The sequence below is a fragment of the Enterocloster lavalensis genome, assembly GCF_046603895.1.
Taxonomy (GTDB): Bacteria; Bacillota; Clostridia; order Lachnospirales; family Lachnospiraceae; genus Enterocloster; species Enterocloster lavalensis.
Map to the genome: position 1 here is coordinate 1730761 of NZ_CP176637.1, position 22812 is coordinate 1753572.

The 22812-nt window shown below is 54.5% G+C and carries 20 protein-coding genes; 3 read left to right on the forward strand and 17 right to left on the reverse strand.

Features of this window, described 5'->3' with window-relative positions:
* Positions 1–125: 125 nt before the first annotated feature.
* From ACK2JC_RS07545 to ACK2JC_RS07570, 6 genes are all read right to left on the reverse strand, one after another.
* A complete protein-coding gene (locus tag ACK2JC_RS07545; protein ID WP_092367964.1) occupies positions 126–923 on the reverse strand; it encodes a MurR/RpiR family transcriptional regulator in 798 nt (265 codons plus the stop codon).
* A gap of 294 nt (positions 924–1217) precedes the next feature.
* Positions 1218–2027 (reverse strand): sugar phosphate isomerase/epimerase, encoded by an 810-nt coding sequence (locus tag ACK2JC_RS07550; RefSeq protein ID WP_320937977.1) that lies wholly within the window; start codon positions 2025–2027, stop codon positions 1218–1220.
* A 13-nt stretch (positions 2028–2040) separates the two neighbouring features.
* On the reverse strand, positions 2041–3132 hold the full coding sequence (locus tag ACK2JC_RS07555; protein ID WP_320937978.1) for an ABC transporter ATP-binding protein: 1092 nt from the start codon (positions 3130–3132) through the stop codon (positions 2041–2043).
* A gap of 15 nt (positions 3133–3147) precedes the next feature.
* Positions 3148–3972 (reverse strand): carbohydrate ABC transporter permease, encoded by an 825-nt coding sequence (locus ACK2JC_RS07560; protein WP_092367956.1) that lies wholly within the window; start codon positions 3970–3972, stop codon positions 3148–3150.
* Positions 3962–4864 (reverse strand): carbohydrate ABC transporter permease, encoded by a 903-nt coding sequence (locus ACK2JC_RS07565; protein ID WP_107434586.1) that lies wholly within the window; start codon positions 4862–4864, stop codon positions 3962–3964. The genes ACK2JC_RS07560 and ACK2JC_RS07565 overlap by 11 nt, the downstream gene beginning before the upstream one ends.
* Positions 4865–4936: 72 nt before the next feature.
* Entirely contained in the window at positions 4937–6268 is a 1332-nt protein-coding gene (locus ACK2JC_RS07570) for an ABC transporter substrate-binding protein (protein WP_276850818.1), read from the reverse strand.
* A 520-nt stretch (positions 6269–6788) separates the two neighbouring features.
* On the opposite strand from ACK2JC_RS07570, the gene ACK2JC_RS07575 reads away from it, so the two are divergent.
* Entirely contained in the window at positions 6789–7370 is a 582-nt protein-coding gene (locus ACK2JC_RS07575; RefSeq protein ID WP_368272278.1) for a PBECR4 domain-containing protein, read from the forward strand.
* A gap of 62 nt (positions 7371–7432) precedes the next feature.
* Here ACK2JC_RS07575 and ltrA read toward each other — a convergent pair whose 3' ends face one another.
* The 8 genes from ltrA to ACK2JC_RS07615 all read right to left on the reverse strand — a co-directional run bounded on the left by ltrA (position 7433) and on the right by ACK2JC_RS07615 (position 18456).
* The gene (ltrA, locus tag ACK2JC_RS07580) at positions 7433–8824 is read right to left on the reverse strand and encodes a group II intron reverse transcriptase/maturase (protein WP_411338468.1); all 1392 of its coding nucleotides are present in this window, start codon (positions 8822–8824) and stop codon (positions 7433–7435) included.
* On the reverse strand, positions 8784–9002 hold the full coding sequence (locus ACK2JC_RS07585) for a hypothetical protein (RefSeq protein ID WP_166434608.1): 219 nt from the start codon (positions 9000–9002) through the stop codon (positions 8784–8786). The genes ltrA and ACK2JC_RS07585 overlap by 41 nt, the downstream gene beginning before the upstream one ends.
* A gap of 326 nt (positions 9003–9328) precedes the next feature.
* Complete coding sequence (locus ACK2JC_RS07590; protein ID WP_320936697.1) at positions 9329–9751, reverse strand: phage tail protein; 423 nt, start codon at positions 9749–9751, stop codon at positions 9329–9331.
* 20 nt (positions 9752–9771) lie between these two features.
* Complete coding sequence (locus tag ACK2JC_RS07595; protein WP_411338469.1) at positions 9772–11457, reverse strand: phage tail sheath family protein; 1686 nt, start codon at positions 11455–11457, stop codon at positions 9772–9774.
* Between the two features lie 291 nt (positions 11458–11748).
* The gene (locus tag ACK2JC_RS07600; RefSeq protein WP_320936699.1) at positions 11749–13017 is read right to left on the reverse strand and encodes a TolC family protein; all 1269 of its coding nucleotides are present in this window, start codon (positions 13015–13017) and stop codon (positions 11749–11751) included.
* 15 nt (positions 13018–13032) lie between these two features.
* Positions 13033–14211, reverse strand: coding sequence for a TolC family protein (locus ACK2JC_RS07605; RefSeq protein WP_368272670.1), 1179 nt, complete (start codon positions 14209–14211; stop codon positions 13033–13035).
* Positions 14212–14224: 13 nt separating this feature from the next.
* Positions 14225–17230: an efflux RND transporter permease subunit gene (locus ACK2JC_RS07610; protein ID WP_368271569.1), complete on the reverse strand. Its 3006-nt coding sequence runs from the start codon at positions 17228–17230 to the stop codon at positions 14225–14227.
* Positions 17231–17244: 14 nt separating this feature from the next.
* The gene (locus tag ACK2JC_RS07615) at positions 17245–18456 is read right to left on the reverse strand and encodes an efflux RND transporter periplasmic adaptor subunit (protein WP_368271571.1); all 1212 of its coding nucleotides are present in this window, start codon (positions 18454–18456) and stop codon (positions 17245–17247) included.
* Between the two features lie 257 nt (positions 18457–18713).
* Between ACK2JC_RS07615 and ACK2JC_RS07620 the strand changes: the two genes are divergently transcribed.
* Both ACK2JC_RS07620 and ACK2JC_RS07625 read left to right on the forward strand, forming a co-directional pair.
* Positions 18714–19388, forward strand: a complete 675-nt coding sequence (locus tag ACK2JC_RS07620; protein ID WP_368271573.1) for a response regulator transcription factor — start codon at positions 18714–18716, stop codon at positions 19386–19388.
* Positions 19385–20437 (forward strand): sensor histidine kinase, encoded by a 1053-nt coding sequence (locus tag ACK2JC_RS07625; protein ID WP_368271575.1) that lies wholly within the window; start codon positions 19385–19387, stop codon positions 20435–20437. Before ACK2JC_RS07620 ends, ACK2JC_RS07625 begins: the two co-directional genes overlap by 4 nt.
* A 159-nt stretch (positions 20438–20596) precedes the next feature.
* Here ACK2JC_RS07625 and ACK2JC_RS07630 read toward each other — a convergent pair whose 3' ends face one another.
* The 3 genes from ACK2JC_RS07630 to ACK2JC_RS07640 form a co-directional block, all read right to left on the reverse strand.
* Positions 20597–20962, reverse strand: a complete 366-nt coding sequence (locus tag ACK2JC_RS07630; RefSeq protein ID WP_118756559.1) for a type II toxin-antitoxin system HicB family antitoxin — start codon at positions 20960–20962, stop codon at positions 20597–20599.
* On the reverse strand, positions 20946–21203 hold the full coding sequence (locus ACK2JC_RS07635) for a type II toxin-antitoxin system HicA family toxin (protein WP_118756558.1): 258 nt from the start codon (positions 21201–21203) through the stop codon (positions 20946–20948). The genes ACK2JC_RS07630 and ACK2JC_RS07635 overlap by 17 nt, the downstream gene beginning before the upstream one ends.
* 208 nt (positions 21204–21411) lie before the next feature.
* Positions 21412–22782 carry an MATE family efflux transporter gene (locus ACK2JC_RS07640; RefSeq protein ID WP_320936702.1) on the reverse strand — a complete coding sequence of 457 codons (1371 nt, stop codon included), beginning with the start codon at positions 22780–22782 and terminating at the stop codon, positions 21412–21414.
* Positions 22783–22812: the final 30 nt, after the last annotated feature.

A 22812-nucleotide genomic window follows, 5' to 3' on the forward strand; every position in this document is an offset into this window, starting at 1 on the left:
GAAACTAAAAGTATATTGTGTAACATAATAAATACCACTAAATTTCAGATAAAATAAAAACAAAACGGAATTACAACTGTATGGATCATACCGTTGTAATTCCGCTATACACGCTACTCAATTTTCTATTTTACATTTTTATCATACAACTGTCTAAAATACAGTGTAGTAATCAAGTTAGCAGTAATTTCTTGGCTGATAGTTGTATCCTCCCCCTCATGTCCGGTTTTCGTATTAATAAGCCCATCAAGTTCCGCTGTCTTTTGTGCTGTAGGTTCTGATGTAATCATCCATATCTTGCTTCCCTTAGCTTTTTCCAGTTTCTCATCCTCTCTGAAATAAATCTTTAAATAGTCTCCTGAAACAGAAAAAATCACATACAATACATCTGGCTTAAGATTGTGCAGCAATTCTTTTTGGCGGGAATACCCGTTTAGTGCAATAATATCCGGTTTTACAGAACACAACTGATATTCCATCTCCATAGCAGTATTCCCAGACTGCATATTTCCCATAAAATAGATTGTAGCATACGTTCGCATATCTGCAACCAGTTCCTGCACAGACTGCCTGAAGTCAGCATCATTCAAAAAAGATAGATTTTTATAGATGTAGTCCGTATAATTATCAAATAGATTATCAGAGGCCCCCTCAATCATAGCGGTAAACCTGCGACCGCGATTCGGAACATATCGCTTTAAATCCACACGAAAATCAAAAAAATTTTCATAGCCCAGAATCCGACTGAACCTGCTAATACTTGGTTTCGAAACATTACATAATTTTGCCAGATATGTTGAGGACGTATGTTCCATGTTTCTGCGATTTTTTATTAATATTTTAGCAATCTGTGCATTCACTGAGTTTGGATCCTCAGATTCCAACACCCCCCAAAGTTTTACTATAAGCGGATTCCTAGCCATGCTCTCCTCTTACCCCCATTTTCATTTGCTGCCACCATTTCTTTATCTCTACATGATTCATTTTTACCCTTTATTCTACCCCAAATGAACGCATTTTTCAAGCATTGTCATAGCATCCACACCGGATCCAGTCAGAACCCTTATGTGGTTCCGTCTAATTATATACCATGCCCTCAACCTCCGCAAAACCGCAGACAGCGGCCGGCAGATTACCTGCCCGCCGCTGTGACGCTGTTTCCGGCCTTCCGGCCCTTATACTACTCCTGATCCATCAAGGAAACGTATCTCTGATCGTCAGCCTGCGGCTGCGACAATGTATAATTCCCGCACCACCCGGATATCCTCCGCCAACCGCTCCTCGGACACCCAGGCGTGGGGCTCGTACTCCAGCACGATTCTGGCGTCCGGCGTATACTTCCGGTAAAGCCCAGCCAGCGCCCGGTAGTCGATCACGCCGTCGTCCAGGCGGTTGTGGCAGTCCCGGACTCCGTCGTTGTTGTGGAAATGGTAGGCGTGAATCCGGCTTCCCCAGTCCGCCAGCATAGCCTCCAGGTCCAGGCCGGTGAGGCGGGCGTGTCCCACGTCGATGATGCCCGTCAGATCGGGCATTTCCCGGTACAGACCGGCGTACTCCTCATTGTCAAACAGCGGCTGGTCCGAGGCCGGAAGGGGCAGATTTTCCACCACGATCTCCACGCCAAATTCCCGGCCGATGTCCAGCACGGTCCGTATATTTTCCCGGCTCACGGCCTGGGCCCGGAAACGCTCCTCCTCGGTGACCCCCTTCTGGGTGTAGTGAAACACGATGTGCTTTACCTTGTATTTCGCGGCCAGACCGCAGACCCGCCGGTAGCTGTCCACCATGTGCTCATAGTCCGCCGTGCCTCTTGGGCTCGCCGCCTCCACGCCGATGTAGGGGCCGTGGAAGGTCAGGGGGCAGGTCAGGGTGGGCAGCAGCCGGTTCAGCCGATCCCAATAATCCTCGTCGTGGGTGAAGGCGATCAGCTCCACCCCCAGCCAGTCCCGGCCCTGTCCGTCCACCCACCGGGCGATCTCCTCCATCTGGCCAAACCCTTTGATCAGGGAACTTACAAATATTGCCATTTTATTTCTCCTCTCAGGATAATTCCGCCGGATACCCGATGGACATGGTGGTCTCCCCGTCGAAGAAGTGCAGCTTCTCCGGCAGAATGTTCCAGTACACGTCCTCGCCCTTGGCGAACTCGTCCTCCGGCATGATGGAGATCAACTCCTCGCCGTCGATTTCCGTGTAAAAGCCCACGCGGTTTCCATAATTTTCCACATAGTGAATGTTCACCTTGACGCTGTAGGGGCCTTTCTCCCGGCTGAACACCACGTTCTCCGGCCGGATGCCCATTTTCAGGCTGCGGCCCTCCTTCTCGTGGATCTTTTTCTGCCACATCTCCGGCAGTTCCACCCGCTGATCGCCCAGCACCAGGTCCCGGCCGTCCATTTTTACGGTCAGAATGTTCATGGACGGGGAGCCGATGAATCTGGCCACGAAAATGTTGGCCGGGCGGTGGTATACATTGTGGGGGGTGTCCAGCATCTGCAGGTCGCCGCCGTTTAACAGGGCGATGCGCTGGCCCACGGTCATGGCCTCGATCTGGTCGTGGGTCACATAGATGAAGGTCTGGCCGTACATCTCATGGATGCGCACCAGCTCCTTTCTGGCCTGGCCCCGCAGCTGGGCGTCCAGGTTGGAAAGGGGCTCGTCCAACAGGAAAAAGTCCGAGCGCTTCACAATGGCTCTGGCCAATGCCACCCGCTGGCGCTGGCCGCCGGAGAGCTCCTTGGGGTAGCGGCCCTCCAGGCCGGTCAGATTTAAAATATCGATGGCCTCCTTCACCCGCTGCCGGATCACGTCCTTTTTCTCCTTGTGAATCCGCAGGCCGTATCCCACATTTTCCTCGATGGTCATGTGGGGGTACAGGGCGTAGTTCTGGAACACCATGGCGATATCCCGGTCCCCGCTGTCCACGTCGTTGGCCAGCTTCCCGTTCAAATACAGATTGCCGGTGGTGATGGTCTCCAGGCCGCTGATCATCCGCAGAATGGTGGATTTGCCGCAGCCCGAGGGCCCCAACAGGATCAGGCGCTCCCCCTTCTCGATGCTTAAATTCAGGTTGTTGATGATTTTCGTCTTACCGAACGATTTGCTCACATTTTCAAAACGAATGCTGTCCATAGCGCTTCACTCCTTCTATCCTTTGATTCCCGATTGTGCGAATGTGTTGATGATGTATTTCTGGCATACGGAATAGATGCCGAGGGGCAGCAGCATGGTCAGAACGGAAATAGCCATGGCCACCGGTATATCCGTGCCGCCCTCCGCGCTGACGAACATCTGCAGCGCCAGGGACAGGGTGTAGTTCTCCGTGGACTTTAAGATCAGGGAGGGCCACACGTACTCGTTCCAGGAGTTGATGAAGAAAATGATCCCAATGGACAGGATGGCCGGCTTCACCATGGGTACCACGATGGTCCGCAGGATATTGGTGTGGCTGGCTTTCTCCAGCTTCGCCACTTCCACCAGGGACTTGGGGATTCCCCTCATGTGCTGGCGCAGCAGGAAAATGCCGGTGGCGTCCGCCAGCTGTGGCAGGGCCACGCCCAGGATATTGTCTCTGAGGCCGATTTTGGAGATGGTGATGAAGTTGGGGATCATGGTCACGGTGAAGGGGATGAAAATGGTGCTCACCAGGATGAAATACATGAAATTCTTCCCCTTGTATTCAAAAAACACAAAGCTGTAGGCGGCCAACACGCCGGTAATCAGCTTGAAGGCCGTCACGATGCTGGCGATGATAAAGGTGTTGGCTGTGATCTTCACAAAGGGGATTTTCTGCAGCACGTTGGCGTAGGCCGCGGTGGTGAATTCCTTCGGAATCAGGGACGAGCTGTTGAACGCCTCGTTCAGTGTCTTAAAGGACGTGGACAGGGCGAAAAATATGGGGTAAAGGGACAAAAATACGATCAGGATCAGCACTCCGTGCCAGATCATTTCCGTTCTCCGCTCAGTTTTCATAGTAGACTCCCTTCTCCACATATTTGAATTCCAGGTACAGCAGGATCAGGAAAATCACCATGGTCATAATGGACAGGGCCGAAGCCTTTCCCGTATTGTAGAAGGTGAACGCCTCCTGATACACCCCGTAAATGATGTTGGAGCTGGCGTTATTTGGCCCGCCCTGGGTCAGCACCTTGATGGGCGTGAACACGTACTGCATGCCCTGGACAATGCTGATGATCAGCACGTAGATGGCCGTGGACGAGGTCAGCGGCATCACGATGCCGGTGAAGATTTTGGTGTGGCTGGTCTTTTCCAGCTTGGCCGCCTCGATCAGCTCGTCGGAGACGCTGCTCATGCCCGAGAGCAGCACCAGGAAATTGTAGCCGAAGCTCTTGAGCACCGCCACCAGGGCGATGACGAAGATCACCAGGCCTTTGGTCTTGGACCAGGTTGGCATTGTAATTCCAAATTTTCCCATAATCCCGCTGACCGGCCCGGAGATGGGATTGAAAATCCACTGGAGCACGATTGCGCCCACTACCAGGGAGATCAGGCTGGGGATAAACAGCAGGGTCTTGTAGATGCTCTTGCCCTTTTTCATCACAAAGGTGTTTACATAGGACAGGATATAGGGGATTGCGAAAATCAGAATCACCAGAATGGCGATGTAAAACAGGGTGTTGGCAACGATCTGGATGGTCACCTCGTCCTGCACGATGCTGGCGTAATTTTTAAAGCCCACGAACTTCTTGGTGGGAGCCACCATGTTCCACTTTAAAAAGCTCAAGTATACGGTGTAGGCCAGGGGCCAGAACATGAACACCACGAACGCAAAGGTCGCCGGAAACAGGAACAGCCAGGCGATGATGTGGTCCCGCTTCCTGCGGTTCATCCGTTTTCCCTCCATAGGGTCTTTCTCCTCTCTTGGCCGGAAGAGGGAAGACCCGCTGTCTTCCCTCCTCCCGATTGATGGTATGTCTTACTGCTCTTCCAGCATTTTGTTCAGAGCGTCCTGAGCGGATTTGAGCGCGACCTCCGGGGTCTCGGTGCCGTCCAGAATCTTGTCTCTGGTGTCGGCGAACATCTGCTCCGCCTGGGTTCCCATGTCGCCGGGGTAAGCGGCCCAGGGCTGTAAATACTGCATTTCCTCAAAGGCCACGCCTAAAAGCACGTCGTCCTTGATGTGGGCCTGAAGGCCGTTGGGGTCCTCCGCCACGTCCTGTCTGGGCGGCAGATAACCGGTGTTCAAGGTCCACTTGGAGAGCCACTCCGGCTGCATGATGAACATTAAGAACTCCATTGCCGCTTTCTGCTCCTCGGGCGTCTGGGCGGTGATCGGAATAAAGTTTCCGCCGGTGGGAAGGCGTTTTTCCTTGCCCTCAAAGCCGGGGAACTCGGCGCCCTTGACATCGAACTGGGCGGCCTGGGTGATGGTGCCGATCTTGGCGCTGGAAACGCAGGCGATGCCCACCTTGCCGTTACAGAAGGCCTGGATGCCCTCGTCGGCGGTGATATGTAATCCGCTCTTGTCCGTCAGCACCATGTCGGCCAGAATCTGGTAAGCCTCGATGCCCTCGGGGGTGGCGAATGCCGCCTTGCCGTCCTGAAGCATGTTGGCGCCGTTGCTCTCCAAAAGTCCCTGCACCGCCCAGTTGTCGGCGTACTCCTGCATGTAGAAGCCGTACTCGCCGGTCTTGTCCGTGATCTGCTTGGCGTACTCGCGGATGTCGTCCCAGGTCTCCGGTCCCTTGGCCGGGTCCAGACCCGCCTTCTCAAACAGCTCCGGGTTGTAGCAGATGATGGGGGCGCTGATGCAGAAGGGCATTCCGATCTGCTTTCCGTCCACCTGGGCCAGGCTCATCACGTTGTCCAGGAAGGTGTTCTTCAAATAGTCCTTGTCCTCGGGCAGATACTGATCCAGCACATCCTGGGGGCTGACGTAGTTGAAATTGGCCGCGAAATATTTGATGTAGTTGTAGCCGATCATACACAGGGACGGGGGATTTCCGGCCGCCACCTCAGCCTGTAAGTTCTGCATCAGGCCCGGGTACATGTCGGGGTTGTAGACCTCTTTCACCACGATGTCCGGGTGGGTCTTGTTGAACTCCTCCACCATCTCCTTGATCACCGGCGCTCCGAAGTTCTCAGAGTACACGTGCCAGAAGGTGATCTCCACCGGCTCGCTCGACGCCTCGGTCTGGGCCTCGCTGCCCGCGGGGGCGCTCTCCTTGCCGCCGCAGCCGGTCAGTGCCGTTGCTGTCATCGCCGCCGCAAGTCCCGCAGCCGCCAGCTTTTTCCATATCTTTCTCATAAACATCCTCCTTTGGTTTTGTTGGTTCTGTTTGTGTCATAAACCTATGATACAACAGGACCGCGGCCTTGACCATGCGGTAATCCGGCACTTTTGTGTGGAATTTAGCACATTTTTTGCATATAATCGCTAATTTTACATGGGGTTTGGTTGGATTTTACATGAATTTTACTAATTTTTTAACGAAGTTGAGAAGGAGCGTGTTATTTCGATTGACTTGTCTACCCGGGAGAAATTTTTCGCAAATAATTGACATAGTTTCCGTTTGTGAATATAATAATAGTACAAGACAGGCAACGGCGTGTGTCTGTCGAAGCGCTGAAGTAAGGGAGTGTGCCGGTAAGCATTGCCTTATGGAGCTTTCAGGAGGGGTTGTGTAGCGATACCTCAAACCGGCTCAGGCTGAAAAGCCGAAAGAAAATACTCCGAAATGTCCTGCCGCAAGGCGGGACATTTTCGTTGGATGCAATAGACCGCTGGCGCAGCCTGCAGGCGATTGTGATACGAAAGAGGATTATCAATGGATTTACTACAAGAGTGCGCGGCTTCCTTCAAACGGCTGCTACCCTATCAATATCATTTTACCATCGGGCGTAAAGGGAAAATGCTGGCTTTTACGCTGGATTTTGATGAGGCCGACTTTCATCATTTGGCCGGGCTGCATAAGCTTAGGGACAACGTCCATTTCCTAACTGGAAAGAGGGCGGATATTTTCAATGGTATTCTTGCCGGAAAACTTACTTATGCTCAGGTGGAACAGAGCGCATATTTTCCAGAAATGGTTTCCCGGCTTGCGCCACTGATCGGGCTGGAAACCTTTTTAGACAGTAACGAAATTGTGTTCCGCTTCAATGAAAAAATGCAGAAGTTCTCTCTGATTAAAGCAGATTATCTGTTGGAAAATCAATATCAGGGCAATGATGTCTATTTATTTCTTGCGCAAAGGGCCAGCGCCCAAACCCAAGTATGCCGCAGCTTTTTCCCAAAACAAAAACTTGACTATACTTCCGGTCAGCCACGCTACACATTACTGAAAAAAGAGAAAGTCAACACCCTGACTGGCACGGTCACGATCCAGTATGACCGCCTGACGATCGAGTAGGAGGGAGTGATTAACTCCCGTCCTCTCACACCACCGTGCGTACCGTTCGGTACACGGCGGTTTCAATAGTTGACGTGCACGGACTGATAGGCAGTAGCTAAATCATAAAAGCCACTGTTTATCAGTCTTTCTTGTGTTAATGCTCTGTTGACCGATCCCATTCCCGTTACATACCAGTATTTCCTGCGGCTGTTTGCCGCCTGATGTGCAAAATATTCAGGTATCCCGAGTTTTATAAGGTTTCTTTTCCTTGTTTTGGGTAACTTCCATTGTTTCCATATGCACATTCGAATACGGTGATACAGCCATGAGTTTAGTTCGTCTATCCTGTTCTTCATATCCGCAATCCCATAATAATTCAGCCATCCACGCATGAATACTTTTATCTTTTCCAATGAAGGACGTATACTCTGACAAGACCTTCGGGAACTGAGCTCTTTCAGTTTTGTCTTCATCTTCTTCCATGACTTCCCATGAACCCGGACATATATGCCCTTCCCGTTCTTTCCCAATGTGAAGCCAAGAAACTTAAAATTTCGGATTGCAAACACACTTACCACACGACTTTTCTTTTGATTCACTTTCAGTTTCAGTGTTTTCTCCAGATATTTCGTGCTGGATTCCAGTAATCTCTTTGCGGCTCTCTCACTTTTAGCTAACAGCACAATATCGTCTGCATAGCGTACAAATGCCACTCCCCGCTTCTCAAACTCCTGGTCGAACTCGTTCAGATAGATATTTGCCAACAGTGGCGAGATGTTTCCGCCCTGCGGCGATCCTTCTTCGGTTTCCATGACTATACCGTTTTCCATGACACCACTCTTTAAGTATCTCTTAATCCACTGGATTACCCTTTCGTCCTTTATATTCCTTCGCAAGATATTCAGGAGCATTTCGTGGTTAAGTGTATCAAAGTATTTCGACAGGTCTAATGTCACTGCATGGGTATATCCCTGTTCTGCATACTCCTTCACTTTCAGAATGGCGTCTTTTGCGCTTCTCCCCGGTCGATAACCATAGCTGTTTTCCGAGAATGACGGCTCATAGACCGGCATGAGCTGTTGTGTTATGGCTTGCTGGAAAATACGGTCTTTGACGGTTGGAATACCAAGCTTTCGTATTCCACCGTCTGGCTTTGGGATTTCCACTCGTCTTACCGGGTCGGGAGTATATTTCCCCCTTTTGATTCTCCCGATAAGCTCTTTCTGGTTCTCCCGAAGGTATGCTCCGGCTTCCTCCACGGTCATTCCGTCGATTCCCGGCGCACCCTTGTTTGCCTTTACTCTTTTGAACGCTCTGTTCAGGTTGTCCTTATCCAGTATCTTCTCTAAGAGCTCCGGTTGTGCACTGTCCCGTTCTTTCCATATCCGACGGAAAGAACGGTGCGCTCTCACATACCCTTCACGTTCCGCGCTATCTCTTTGCAAGCAGCTTTCTCTGTTTTCTGCACCCAATGTTCTTTCCTCCTTTCCCGGTTGTACTAAGGACTCCTATTGATTCGGTCCTTCGCCTCTCGGCTACTATGACCTCGGCTGACTTCTGTACGTTCAGCATTATCTCACGATGATGGTTATCCCTTTCAGGACATATCGTACAGACCTCCCCGGGTACCACACGTTTCTTTCTCTCCATCTATCTGCCACATTTACCATACATGATTCCGTGTAGTTATTGGGCTTCAACTTGTGGGGCAGTCTTACCCTCATGCATAGCCTGATGTGATTTCTGTTCGTCAGACCAGAGATTTGCCCATGGGTTACCCCTCGGTTCTGTCCGGCCAGGCGGTTGTTGGTCTCCGCCAGGATGCGGGACGGGCTGTAGCCCAGCTTGGCATAATTCTTGATGTGGGTCATGCCCCCCCCCCCTACTCCAGCGCCTGTTCGGGCTCTCCGAAGCTGCAAATCCTTTGACCCGAGGAGATCGTTTCCTCCTCATCCGCTCATCCCAAGATGGGTCCATTAAGATACTCTTGTCATCCCCTCGTGTGCAATCTCCAGTGTCTCGATCGCCACCTCCGAGGAGGTCGCATTAAAATCAGACGCCGTGTATTTGGTTGGCCACGCGTTGATCACCTGCCAGGATGCCGCAGGGTTTTCCTCCTCATCCAGCAGCGTAATGGTGATGGTCTTTCGCTGAACCGCCCCGCTGACGCCCTCCGCAATCCACTCGTAAAACACCATGGAATCCGCCAGGCCCTGTTTCAGGGTAATATTGCCGTATTTTTTCAGACCCGGAATCTTCATCGGCGTCTGAACCATGTCGCCCTCCCGATACTCCATCACATCGACCAGGGCGTCAAACCCGGTCACCTCGGAAAAACCTCCCGCTTTCAGGCCGTCTATCTCAACCTTATATCTAAAACGTCCATGTGGATACGCCATTTATCGTTCACTCCTTCCTTCTACTCTACCGCTTCGCTGGTCTTCTGGGTGATTCGGAAGATCACAAATTCAGCAGGCTTCACAGGAGCAACGCCAATCACACAGATCAGATGGCCGTTGTCAATGTCGTCCTGACTCATGGTCTCCCTGCCCACGCTCACATAGAAGGCCTCCTCAGAAGTGGCCCCCGCCAGCGAACCGCCTCGCCACAGGCCGGTCAGGAACACGCTGATTGTCCTTTGCACGCGCACCCACAGCGTCTCGTCATTTGGCTCAAATACGACCCAGCTCGTGTTGGTCTTGATGGACTCTTCAATGAAAATGAACAGGCGGCGGACATTGATATATTTCCACAGAGGATTGCTGCTTGCGGTTCTCGCCCCCCAAACCCGGATTCCCTGTCCCGGTAACGCCCGGATCAGGTTTACGCCCTTGGGGTTTAAGATATCCTGTTCGCCCTTGTTGAACTGACAGTCCAGACCCACGCAGGCTCTCACCACCTCATTGGCCGGAGCCTTGTGAACCCCTCTTGTGTTATCAGTTCTTGCATATATTCCCATTATTGCCCCAGAAGGAGGAATCATGATATTTTTCTTGTCCAGCGGGTCGAATACCATCAGCCAGGGATGGTACAGAGCCGCGTAGGTGGAATCGAATATATCCCTGTGGGCGATGATATCGCTTACCTTTTTGGCCTCCCTCGGCATATCCAGCACCGCAAACCGGCTGGCAAGATTTTCGCAGTGCGCCACCAGGGTCAACTGCACATTGGGGTCCGTCACTCCCGGAACCGCCATAATGGACACCACGTCGTTGTCGATAAAGGACTGGATGCCGGTGCGGGCGCCCGCGCCGTTGTCCACCCCGATGAAATCGGCCGCCGAGAGGGAGGAAACCGAACCGTTGCTTCCTCCCTCAAAGGTCACAGAACGTCCCATAATCTCGGTGATTGGAACCTCTGCCTCCCCGCCGTCCCAGGAAACCGCCACCAGATCGGATTTGGCCGTCTTCTTACCAATATAGTTCGCCTCGTTGATGTTGAGGGACACGTTCTCGTATGTTTCCGTGATGTCCTTGTACTTCACCTCAATCAAAGCCTCGCAGGTGGTGATGACCTGCAGCGGCACCAGATTCGTGTCCACAACGGAGGCGGGAATCTCGTGCTCAAAAGAAAGCACGTTGTCCCGGCTCTTTACAACTCTGGTGTAGGCCGTTCCCTCCGCATCGGGATAGGCCACCACGTCGCCCGGATGAAAGCCCACGCTGCTTTTCACTCTGTAGGTTCCGTTCTCCACCTTCAGTACCTGAGTCTTGGCCTTGCTGGAAGGACGGATGGAGATGGTAATATCATTTCCCCAGAGCCCGGGGTTACGGGCGGTAAAGGAAACACCCCCGGCCGCGCCCTGCGCATGTTTGGCATCCCTTGGCGCCACCCGCATCACAAAACAGCGCGACCCGCCGTTCACAAAAAACGACTCCACCGCATTGGCGAGGAACCGGTACCCGCCGAACTCATGATCGGATAAATATCCCCCATAGATTCTCTTAAAATCGGAAAAATTGGTTACCAGCTGCGGAAGCCCCACAACCGGTCCCCGCTCCGCCAGTCCTACAAATCCGGCCGTGCTGGTCCCAACGCCCTCCATCGGTTTTGCCCCGGATTCAAATTCTTCCACATATACGCCTGGTGATAAATATTCTGCCATATATTCCCAGCTTCATTTTCTGCCATGCCCAATGAAACCAGATCCCTCCTCTCTTTTGTGAAGCCTAGAATATCATTATACAGCATATCTCTATACATTGTAATAAACACGGCAAAGAATATCCGGCTTTATTGTTTTTTTCCCGCCTTCCTGCTGCATTTCTGATAAAATGTCTCCAATACAGAGCCGGGAGGTCCGTCCAAGTCCTTGGTACATATCTTCTCAAAGGCTTCATACTGCCGTTTCATCCGGCGGTATTCCCCCAGGGGATTTTTAATTCATTTTTGCCATTCACTGCCTGGCCTCCGACACCCCCATCACCTCCCACCGGTAATTCTCATAAGCCTGCCGCAGCGCCATGGACGCGCTCTCCCAGGCCGCCTGTTTTTCCAGGTAGGAAGCCTCCCCCTCCAGATATTCGGTGTTTGTCAGCATTCCGGCGCTCTGCTTGTTTTGCAGGGAGTTGTAGATCATCTGCGCGCTCTCCCAGGAGGCTGCGGCCCCCTCGTAGGCTGTGCGCTTCTCCACCACCGTCTGGTACAGGGAATTTAAGTCCGCTTCCGCCTCGCCCTCGGCCTGGTTCACCTGCTTTTCCCGGCGGTTCTGGGCCGCGGTTCCCACCGCCTTTGCGTGGCGGGCGCTGAGCACGGAACTGTTGTTGCCCAGAGCCTTGTTCCGGTCCGCCTCCACATCGATGGCAGCCACGGCGGCCAAATCCGGCGCGGGAACGGCCCCGATCTCCACCTGGGCCCCCGGCTCCATACCCAGCAGAAGCAGCAGGTCGGCCTTCAGCTGGGCGGCCTGTTCCTCCATGGATGCCGCCGCATTGCGCGCATTTGTCAAACGCTGCTCGGCCGCCTGCACGGCCGCCAGGGTCGCCGAACCGATGGAATACCGGGCTTTGACGGCCTCGCAGGAGGCCAGGGCCGCCTCCGCGGATTTGGCCTTTGCCCGGGCGTTTACCGCCATCTGGTTGTAGGAGTTCATCAGCGCCTGGGCGGCCATGGTCAGGGAGTCGGCCTCCTTCTCCAGGGAGCGGGTGTTTTTCTCCCCGGTCATCTTGTCAATCTGTTTATACATGTTTCGGGCGGAGCTCTTCAGCATAGCCGCGTTGGAGGCGTAAAGAGACGAGGCGGCGGCGTCCGAATCCTTCATATCCTCCGCTTTGCTCTCCATGTCCCACTGCTCCCATTTAAAGGCATCCCGCATGTCCTGGTAGGTCTGCACGTTGTTGTTGTAGTCGTCTATCTTTTCCTTTAACCCCGGATTTCCGGCCTTCAGCAGCTCCCGCAAGTCCTGGTACTGGATCACCCGCGTCCCTGTTTTTGCCCCTGTTTCTGCCCCTGTTTCCGCCCCTGTTTCCACCTCTATTTCCGCCCCTGTCTCCGCCCCCAAAGCGGTATTCGCCCCGCCAATAGACAGCGCAAAACAGAGCAGAACCATCAGGGCCGCGGTCACCGTCGCTGCCGCTGCCCCACTGCACGGTTTCCAACCGCCGCGTACCGGGCCTTCCGTTCCCCCATGCCGCAGGCATTTCCGCCCGCTCACATTCCATTTCATCCGTCCACCTCCCCGTCAGGACCCGGCCAGGCCGTTCACGGCCCAGTCGTAATCCACCTGGGCATTCAGCAGGTCCAGCTGTTTGGTCTTAACCGAAGTCTCCGCCACGGCGTAGGACGTCTGCTGCTTCTGGTACGCGTTGGGGGTAATGGTCCCGGCCGCCATTTTCGTCTCCGCCGCCCGCATATTGTCCTGTTCCAGGGCAAAGGCCTGCAGCGCCTGGTCGTAATTGTCCTTCGCCAGCAGCAGATTCCGGTAGGAGTTCTTGATGCCGTTGGCCGCGGACTCCCGCTGGCTCTTTAAGGACTGCTCCAGTTTGTCTCTGGTGGAGCCGTAGGCTGCGTTGGCCAGCTGCTTTTGCAGGATTTTCAGGCTGTAGCTGTTCGCAAGCCCCCGCTCCACATCCGCCTCCGGGTCGATGGCCAAGATCCGGTCCAGCTCCGGTTCCGGGAGCGGCCCGATCTCCACCGCGGCCCCGTAGGTCCAGCCCAGCATCAGGCACAGGCTCTCCTTCGTCTTGTCAACTCCGCTCTGGGCGGAAATGATGGAGGCCTGAGCCGAATCCACCGCGTCCTGGGCGGTCAAAAGCTCAGACTGGACGGACATACCCGCGGCCAGTTTGGTATTCACGGATTGCAGTGACAGCTCCGCCTGCTGTTTGGACGCGTTTAAACTGTCCAGACTGTAGACCTGCTTCCAGTAGCTGATCATCTGCTCCTGGGCGCTCTTCACCAGACCCGCCTCTGTCTTGTCGTAGCCCAGCTTCTTGATCTCCCCGTCGTCCACGTTGTCATCGCCCTTTTCCATCAGGTTGTCGGCCTGGACCTTGCTGCTCAAATAGGAGCTCAAACGGCTGGCGAACCCGGCCTCGTCCGGGTCCGGGTAATCCAGATTATTTAAAATGTCCTGGGCCGCCTCGTAATAGTCGTCGGAGATATCGTCCTTATCCTGATCCCGGTAATCCTTGTATTCAATCTGATTCTGGATCACCGTGTTGTTGTACTCGTGAACCAGGTCGGCGATCTCCCCGAACTCCAGCTTGTCGTCCCGCAGGGAAGCCCATTTTTCCGCCGTGTAGGCGAACTCCGGGCTGCCGGCCAGGGCGGTTAAGGGCAGGGCCATTCCGGTTCCCGCGCCCAATCCCGTTCCCATTGCCAGGGCCAGGCAGACCGCGCTTATTCTTTTTTGCCTCATAGGGGGTACCTCCTTACAGATCCAGCACGACGCGTTTCCGGTCGCCGTTCATCAGCGCATAGTAGACCGGCAGCAAAAACAGCGCGACCAGTATGCCAGCGCTGAGTCCGCCGATATTTACCACCGCCAGTCCCTGGGTGGTGGAGCCGCTGCTTCCCATCGCCAGAGCCATGGGGATCATGGACAGAATGGTGGTCAGGCTGGTCATCAGGATGGGCCGCAGCCTGGTGGCCCCCGCCTCGATCAGGGACGTTTTTAAGTCCATGGTCATGCGGTACTGGTTCACCGTGTCCACGTAGAGGATGCCGTTGTTTACCACCGTCCCGATCAGAATCAGGAATCCCAGCAGGGACGTCATGCTGATGGTAACGCCCGTCAGCTTCAGCAGCCCGAAGGAGCCCACCAGGCTGAAGGGAATGGTGGTCATGACCATGAAGGAGAATTTCGGCGACTCGAACTGCGCCGACATCACCACAAATACCATGAATACCGCAATGGCGATGGCCCGGTACAGGGCGGAAAATTCCTCCTGCATCATCCGGTCCATTGAGTTCACGCCCGTGGTGATGGTGCCCGTCAGGTTGGGACTGATCACCTCGCTGTCGATGGCCGCCTTGACATTTCCCTGGGTATAATCGGCGGTGATGGTGATCTCGTAGGACTTATCCGTCTTGGAAATGGAGGACGGGCTGTCCTTGAAATAAATCTCCGCCACATCCTCCAGCGCCACATAACCGCCGGAGGGTTTGGTGAGGATAATGCCCTTTAACTGATCGATGGTCCGGTACTCATCCTCGGGATACTCCACCATCACGCTGACCTCCTGGCCGTCCACCTTCAGGGTGGTGGCCTCCACGCCGCTTAACATCTGCTTTACCATGGAGCCGATGCGGGACGCGCTCAGGCCCTCGGCCGCCGCCATGACCGGGTCCACCTTCACGGTGACGATGGGCGCAGTGTTCTCGATGCTGGAGTGCACGTTGATCACGTCGTCCCGGTCCGTCATTTCCTTCACAATCTTGTCGCTGACCTCTTTGAGCTCATCGTACTGGGTGCCGTGAAGGATCACCTGGTAGTCGGTTCTGCGCCGCATGAAACTCATGGAGCTGGACGCCTCCACCGTGATGGTGCAGTTATCGATGTCCGCCATCTCCTTTTTCCACTTATCCGCCACATCGTCCGTAGACATATCCCGGTCGTCCCTCAGATAACCGGTAATGGTGCCGCTGTTGTTATTGTAGCGCAGCATGTAGGACTCCACGTTGGGATCCGCCTTCACCACCGCCTCGGCCCGGTTTAACATATCCTCAGCCTGCTCGGAAAGGATACCCGGTCTGGTCTCGATGGTGACGCTGACCGTACCCGTGTCGTCCGCGGTCATCAGCTCGGATTCCATACCGCTTGCCAGAATCACCGTGACCACCACGATCACCACCGATACCCCCATGACGATCAGGCGGTGTCCCAGCAATTTTCCCATAATTTTCCGGTACAGGTTCTGCATGTGCACCACCGGCCGGTTCATGGGCGCCCGCTCCGTCTCCTTCGGCTTATACATCAGGTAACACAGGGGCACCACCGTCATGGCCGAAAGCAGGGACGACATCATACAGAACACGATGGTATAGCCCATGGGTTTGAACATCTGACCGGTCATACCCTGCAAAAATGCCAGCGGAATGAACACCACGCAGGTGGTCACCGTGGAACCCAGAATGGACTGCACCACGATGCCGGTTCCGCCGAGCGCCGCCTTGGCGTAGCCCAAAAGCCCCTGGTCCTCAGAGTCCGCCGTAGCCCGGAAACAGCTTTCCAGCACCACGATGGAGTTATCCACCATCATGCCCACGCCCAGCACCAGGGCGCTCATGGTGATAACGTTCAGGGAAAAGCCCGCCGACGTCATCAGAATCATGGACAGCAGAATGGAGGTGGGAATAGAGCTGCCCACGATCAGGGATGCCTTGTAATCCCCGAAGAAAATGAAAATGATCGCCATGGAGATCACCACGGCCAGCACCATAGTGACCGCCACGTCCTGGAGGGAGCTTAAAATCGTGTCCGCCGTATCCCGGGCCACGGTGATGGTCAGCCCATCGTCCGCCGCTTCCAGGGAGGCCACCGCCTTCTGAACCGCCTTGGACACCTCCATGGCCGTGCTGCTCTGCTGCTTTTTAATGGAAATGGAAATAGTTTCCTGGCCGTTGTAGCGGGAAATGCTGCCGCGGCTCTTCTCTGCCTCATAGATGCTGGCAATGTCCTCCAAATAGACGATTTTGCCCGATCCCGTGGTGATGGGAACCCGCTTCAGATCGTCCAGGGTGTCGTTCTCCATGGAGGTGGACACGGACAATTCCAGATTTCCGGCCACCGTGTCGCCTGAAGGGTAGGCCAGGCTGGCCGCGGACAGCGCCGATGTGATCTGGTCCACCGTCACCTTGTACTGGGCCATTTTCTCCGATTGCAGCTCGATCCGTATGTACTCCGAGGAACCGCCCATGGCCTCCACATCCGCCACGGAGGAGATTTTCTTGAGCTCGGGCACCACCTTCTGATCCACGTAATCGTAGAGGCTCGGCTCGCTGTCGTGAGCCACGGTGAGCGACATGGTGGCGGAGGAATTGTTGTTCATCTCCATCACCGAGGTCTCCACATCGTCCGGCAGCCTGCGCTCCAGACTGTCCATCTTCTTTTTCAGGTTCTCATAGGCCTCATCCATGTCCGTGCCGTAATCGTATTCCAGCATCACCATGGCCCTGCCCTCCGAGGAGGAGGAGCTCATGCTCTTCACGCCCTCCAGGGTGCTGACCTCGTCCTCAATGGGCTCCGTCACCAGCTCGCACACGTCCTCCGGGCCCGCCCCGGAATAGGGGGCCATGATGATCAGCATGGGCTGGTCCGTCTCCGGCATCCGCTCCAGAGTGGCGGAAAAGACTGAGGAAATACCGAACACCAGCAGGCACAGCAGCGCCATGACCGTAGCCACGGGCCGCTTCAGCACAAATTTTGTGATTCCCATATGTCAGTCCCCCCCTACCGCGCCTGGGCGCTTTGGCCGCCTACGCCGCCCGCACTCTGGCCGCCTGCGCCTCCTGCCGGCCCCGTTTCCGGTCCGGTTGCCTCGCCTGCGGGCTGACCGGCCGCATCGCCTGCGCCGCCTGCCCCCTTCAGCTCCACCTTCGCCCCCTCATACAAATCGGAACTCCAGGTGCTGATCACCAGATCGTCCATATTTAAACCGCCCAAAATCTCGGCGTTCTGGGAGTCGTAGATTCCCACCTCCACGGCGGTACGCTCCACCTCGCCGTCCCGGTAGAGGTACACATAACCGTCGCCGTTGCTGTAGTAGATGGCGTCCACGGGCACCAGCATGGCGTTTTCCGTGCGGTCCGTCACCAGGCTCAGCTTGACCGTGCTGCCCGTGGGAATTGCGTCCGCGCCCTCCAGCTGGGCCTTCACCTTAAACAGTCCGGTATCCGCGTCCACCATGGCGCTGATCTCGCTGACATACGCCTTGTAGGCCGTTCCGTTTTTCGTGATGTCCAGCTGGTCCCCCACAGTGATGTTGGCCATCATCCGCTCCGTCACATAGAAGGACACCCGCTTGTCACCCTCGCCTGCGATCACGCAGAGCTGGGTGGACTGGCCCACGCTGTCGTGCACCTCGATGTCGCAGCTCTCCACCCGGCCGCCGATGGGCGCAGTCACGGTGCTGTACTCTACCTGCCGGTCGTAGGCCAATTTGGCGGACTCGTACTGTAACTGGGCAGACTTGGCCTTGTTGCTGTACTGCTCATAGTCCTGGGCCGACAGATCGCCGCTGGCGTAAAGAATCTGCATGCGGTTTAAATTGCTCCTGGCCTCGGACAGGGACACCTCCGCCGCGTCCAGGGAATTTCTGGCAGTCTCCACCTGTTTGGTATCGATCTCGCAGAGTACCTGCCCGGCCGTCACCGTATCCCCGGCCTTCACCATCACCGCGGTCACATCCCCCGAGGCCTTGGCGTACACGTAAACCACATCCGCCGGTTCCACCGTGCCGGTGAGACCCGAGGTCAGACGGATATCTCCTCTGGTGGGATTCACCGCTTTCACCACCGGCACGTTGGCCGACATAGCTCCCCCCCGGGGCCCTCCCGCGGGACCGCCTGCAGCCTTATCCTTTCCTCCTCCCAGCAACAGAACAGCGGCAGCCACAGCTACCAGCGCTGCGCCGCCGATTATCATCGCCTTTTTCCTTCTCATACTCCTGATCTCCTTACTCCGGCCCGCCAGAACCGCGCACCGGCTTCATTTTAACTCTCCCATGAATTTTAAGACTGCAACATGAATTCAACATAAACAAACCGTTAAGTTTGAAAAATTAATTGTGAAGATTCTGTGTTTTATTCACCTTCATTTAATATTTTGGTGTTATATTACTATTGCATCTGTTCTGGAGAAAATGCCGGGGTACTGTTCCGTTTCCGGCGCTCCCGCGGTTTACGACAGGAGGCTTTATAATGTTTCAGATATTAATTGTGGAAGACGATAAGAATACAAGAAAATTGATGGAAGCGGTGCTGAAGGAAAACGGATATTATCCGATTCCGGCTAAGGACGGCATGGAAGCGCTGAGGTTGTTGGACACCTGCCACATAGACCTGGTGATCATGGATATCATGCTGCCCGGCCTGGACGGCTACGAGCTGACCAGACAGCTGCGGGAGACGCATTTCAGCCTTCCCATTCTCATGGTCACCGCCAAACAGCTGCCCGAGGACAAGAAAAAGGGCTTCATTGTGGGCACCGACGACTACATGATCAAGCCGGTGGACGAGGAGGAAATGATTCTGCGCATCAAAGCGCTGCTGCGCCGGGCGCAGATCGTAAACGAACACCGGATCACCTTAGGGCCGGTGGTGCTGGACTACGACGCCCTGACCGTTTCCCGGGGCGGCGAGGTACAGACCCTTCCCAGGAAAGAATTTTACCTGCTGTACAAGCTTCTCTCCTACCCGGGCAAGATTTTCACCCGGGTCCAGCTGATGGACGAGATCTGGGGCATGGAGTCCGAGTCCGATGACAACACCATCAACGTGCACGTCAACCGGCTGTGCAGGCGCTTCGAAGGTTACCCCGAGTTCTCCATTGAGACCATCCGCGGCCTGGGCTACAAGGCGGTGAAAAACATATGAAAAAGCGTCGCAGCTTAAAACCGCTCCACAACATTACCTTAGGGATCACCCTGTTCATTTTCCTGATCCTGCTGACCGTGATGACCCTCCAGGGCCTGCTAATGTACCTGTATCTGAGGATTCTGTACCGGGCCGACGTGCCCATTCCCCAGTTCTGGCGCCCCATCCCCCTGCTGCTGCTCACCAGCCTGCTGGCGGGCGTTGTGCTCACCGTGATCGCCAGCCGCGTTCCCTTAAAGCCCGTGCGCCAGCTGATCGCGGCCATCAACGAGCTGGCCGACGGCAATTTCCACGTGCGCATCCACCTGGATCTGACCCAGGAGTTCGTCAAACTGTCCGAGAGCTTCAACCGCATGGCCCAGGAACTGGAAAATACCGAGCTTTTGCGCTCGGATTTCATCAACAACTTTTCCCACGAGTTCAAGACGCCCATTGTGTCCCTGCGCGGCTTCGCCAAGATTTTAAAAAGCGACACCCTGACCCGGGAGGAACGGGACGAATATCTGGATATCATTATCAGCGAGTCCAACCGCCTGGCCCAGCTGGCCACCAACGTGCTGAACCTGTCCAAGGTGGAGAACACCAGCATTCTCACCGATGTCAGCGCCTTTGAACTGAGCGAGGAAATCCGCCAGGCCATCCTGCTGCTGGAGACCAAGTGGCAGAAAAAGGAGTTGGAATGGATACTTGAGCTGGACGAACTCATTTATTCCGGGAATAAAGACCTGCTAAACCAGATGTGGATCAACCTGATCGACAACGCGGTCAAGTTCTCGCCTCAGGGCGGAAAAGTCAAGATCAAGCTCCACTCCGACGGCCCCCAGGTAATATTTCAGATTTGGGACAACGGCTGCGGCATGGACCAGGAGATGATCGACCACATTTTCGACCGCTTCTACCAGGGCGATCTGTCCCACACCGCTGAGGGCAACGGCATCGGACTCACGGTAGTCAAACGCATCGCCGAGCTCCACGGCGGCTCTGTTTTTGTCTATAGCGAGCCGGGTATCGGGACCAATTTCAAGGTGATTCTTCCGGTACAGCCATGAAGCATAATTATGCCACGGATGGCGGACTCTTCGGAGTCCGTTTTTCTGTTTTGGGGACACAGAAAAGGAGCTGCAGCTCCAGTAGATTATTGATCTGCTTTTGCAACAACCCCATATATGGTTACGTTCCATTATGATAAATCAAGAGTAATACCGACACTACTTATTATCTATAAACATATCATTTTTTGTCAGGAGGTATACACAGTATTGATTCATACTGACCCCCTCCCGTCTGGAATGCTCTGTCAGCTGACGGTGCAATGATTTTGGAAGGCGCAATTTAAACTGACCAGAATATTTTTCCAAATCATCCGGTTCTGGAATCTCACAGCCTGTCTCCACCGCTGCCTCCAGCCATGCCAGTTTTGCATCCTTCGCATTTGCTATCGCCGCTTCGATTGTATCTGCGCAGGTAATACACCCATTTAAATCGGGGTACGACACCACATAACCTCCCTCTGATATATCCTCCACGATTTCCATTCTGTAAGGAAGTTTCATATACTCATCTATCGTCCTCATGATTGATCGCCTCACTTTCCACAACCTCTTTTACCATCTGGATATATACTTTCTTTATCGGCTCATGCTTTGGTATCGTGATTGGCATACAGCCAGGTTTACGAAATGTATAATGGCTACTGCCACCCTTCGGCGCCCTCATCTCATATCCGTAGGATTCCAGAATACGGCGCAGTTCCTCGAATCGTAAATCTTTAGACAAAGAACATACCTTGCCTAATAATTTATCCCATTGTGACATACTCTACTCCTTTTAATCTATTATATTATGGTGTCATATATGGTGTCAATATTCATTTTATCTCATTCTTTCAATTATTTTTGAGCCCATGTGAGAATTTCTGAACACCCATAGCATAATTTCAGAAATGTAACATCATTCACCGTCCATATCTGCGTCAAGCTCTGCAAACAATTCACAGACAGAGGAATCACTTTTTGTAGAACTATTACCATTCATAATCTCTCTGCCTTCCATCCGCCTCCCCCCGCTCCCTGCGGATCGAAATCACCACATAAATCAACGTATAAACCGCCATAAACCCGGAAACCGCCGGGGCGATGGAGCCGATCCGCAGCAGATTGTCCGGCCAGTATGTATACACCAGCCAAATGAGGGGCATGCGCAGGGCCAGCGCGCCGAAGCAGCAGCTGATCATGGTGAAAATGGTCTTGGAACGCCCGTTCAGATAGCCGTTTAAGCAGAACACAAAGCTGACCGCCAGATAATCGTAGCTGCAGGACCTGAAAAACGGGATTCCCTCGTTTATGATCGCCCCATCCCGCGTGAACATGCCGATCATTGTCTCAGGCGAGAACTGGGCCCACAGCCAGAATAAGGACGAGGCCGCCACCGCGAAGCCCAGCCCGGCAAACAGAGAGGCCCTGGCCCGCTCCGGCTTTCCTGCGCCGTAATTCTGGGCCGTCACCGCGGCCAGCGCGTTGGCCGTGGAGGTGGCGGGCAGCATGGCGAACACGTCGTATTTGCTGGCGATGCCCACCGCCGCCGCCGCGTACACGCCCAGCCGGTTGGTGACGCTGGTCAGGTACAGAAAGGACAGCCGCACCATGCACTCCTGAAGGGAGATGGGGATGCCCACCGCGGCCAGCTCCCGCACCTTCTGGGAATCGATGCGCAGGTTGGACAGGGTGAAGGTGAAAATGAACCTGCTGCGGTTTAAGTACACGATGGCGCAGATCATGCTGATGGCCTGGGAGCCGATGGTGGCTAAGGCGACCCCGGCCACCCCCAGCCCGGCGTATTTCACCAGAATCACGTCCCCGGCCACGTTGAGGGCGCAGGAGAGGGCGATAAACATCATGGGACGCCTGGAATCGCCGTACCCCCGCAGGATGGCGCTGATGGCATTGTACCCGCAGATAAAGAAAATGCCGCAGCTGCAGATCACCACATACTGCCTGGCCAGGGCGAAGGACTGCTGCGGGGTCTTTAAAAGCTCCAGAATCGGCGTCACAAACAACAGCATGGCAGCGGTGAGCGCCAGAGCCGCCAACGCGAACACGCTGAGGGTGGTGCCGATGGTCTTTTTCACCTCCTCCTTTGCGTTCATTCCGGTGTATTTTCCAACCAGAATGGTGCTGCCCAAAGTCAGGCCGGTGATCATGCTGGTAATGATCTGCGTCACCTGGGTGCCGGTGGACACGGCGGCCACGCTCTCCGGCGTGCAATAGCGTCCGATCACAAACAGATCCACCGCCCCGTAAAGGGCCTGAATCACATTGGCGATAATAAAGGGGACGGTAAACGCCAGCAGCGTTTTCAGCACAGGGCCTTCCGTCAGATTCTGTTCCTGCTTCATCTCAATTCCTCCCACAGCGCGCCTGAAACT

Coding starts and splice junctions, on each gene's coding strand:
- ACK2JC_RS07545 (WP_092367964.1), bottom strand. CDS start 923: ATGGCTAGGAATCCGCTTATAGTAAAACTTTGGGGGGTGTTGGAATCT.
- ACK2JC_RS07550 (WP_320937977.1), bottom strand. CDS start 2,027: ATGGCAATATTTGTAAGTTCCCTGATCAAAGGGTTTGGCCAGATGGAG.
- ACK2JC_RS07555 (WP_320937978.1), bottom strand. CDS start 3,132: ATGGACAGCATTCGTTTTGAAAATGTGAGCAAATCGTTCGGTAAGACG.
- ACK2JC_RS07560 (WP_092367956.1), bottom strand. CDS start 3,972: ATGAAAACTGAGCGGAGAACGGAAATGATCTGGCACGGAGTGCTGATC.
- ACK2JC_RS07565 (WP_107434586.1), bottom strand. CDS start 4,864: ATGGAGGGAAAACGGATGAACCGCAGGAAGCGGGACCACATCATCGCC.
- ACK2JC_RS07570 (WP_276850818.1), bottom strand. CDS start 6,268: ATGAGAAAGATATGGAAAAAGCTGGCGGCTGCGGGACTTGCGGCGGCG.
- ACK2JC_RS07575 (WP_368272278.1), top strand. CDS start 6,789: ATGGATTTACTACAAGAGTGCGCGGCTTCCTTCAAACGGCTGCTACCC.
- ACK2JC_RS07585 (WP_166434608.1), bottom strand. CDS start 9,002: ATGGAGAGAAAGAAACGTGTGGTACCCGGGGAGGTCTGTACGATATGT.
- ACK2JC_RS07590 (WP_320936697.1), bottom strand. CDS start 9,751: ATGGCGTATCCACATGGACGTTTTAGATATAAGGTTGAGATAGACGGC.
- ACK2JC_RS07595 (WP_411338469.1), bottom strand. CDS start 11,457: ATGGCAGAATATTTATCACCAGGCGTATATGTGGAAGAATTTGAATCC.
- ACK2JC_RS07600 (WP_320936699.1), bottom strand. CDS start 13,017: ATGAAATGGAATGTGAGCGGGCGGAAATGCCTGCGGCATGGGGGAACG.
- ACK2JC_RS07605 (WP_368272670.1), bottom strand. CDS start 14,211: ATGAGGCAAAAAAGAATAAGCGCGGTCTGCCTGGCCCTGGCAATGGGA.
- ACK2JC_RS07610 (WP_368271569.1), bottom strand. CDS start 17,230: ATGGGAATCACAAAATTTGTGCTGAAGCGGCCCGTGGCTACGGTCATG.
- ACK2JC_RS07615 (WP_368271571.1), bottom strand. CDS start 18,456: ATGAGAAGGAAAAAGGCGATGATAATCGGCGGCGCAGCGCTGGTAGCT.
- ACK2JC_RS07620 (WP_368271573.1), top strand. CDS start 18,714: ATGTTTCAGATATTAATTGTGGAAGACGATAAGAATACAAGAAAATTG.
- ACK2JC_RS07625 (WP_368271575.1), top strand. CDS start 19,385: ATGAAAAAGCGTCGCAGCTTAAAACCGCTCCACAACATTACCTTAGGG.
- ACK2JC_RS07630 (WP_118756559.1), bottom strand. CDS start 20,962: ATGAGGACGATAGATGAGTATATGAAACTTCCTTACAGAATGGAAATC.
- ACK2JC_RS07635 (WP_118756558.1), bottom strand. CDS start 21,203: ATGTCACAATGGGATAAATTATTAGGCAAGGTATGTTCTTTGTCTAAA.
- ACK2JC_RS07640 (WP_320936702.1), bottom strand. CDS start 22,782: ATGAAGCAGGAACAGAATCTGACGGAAGGCCCTGTGCTGAAAACGCTG.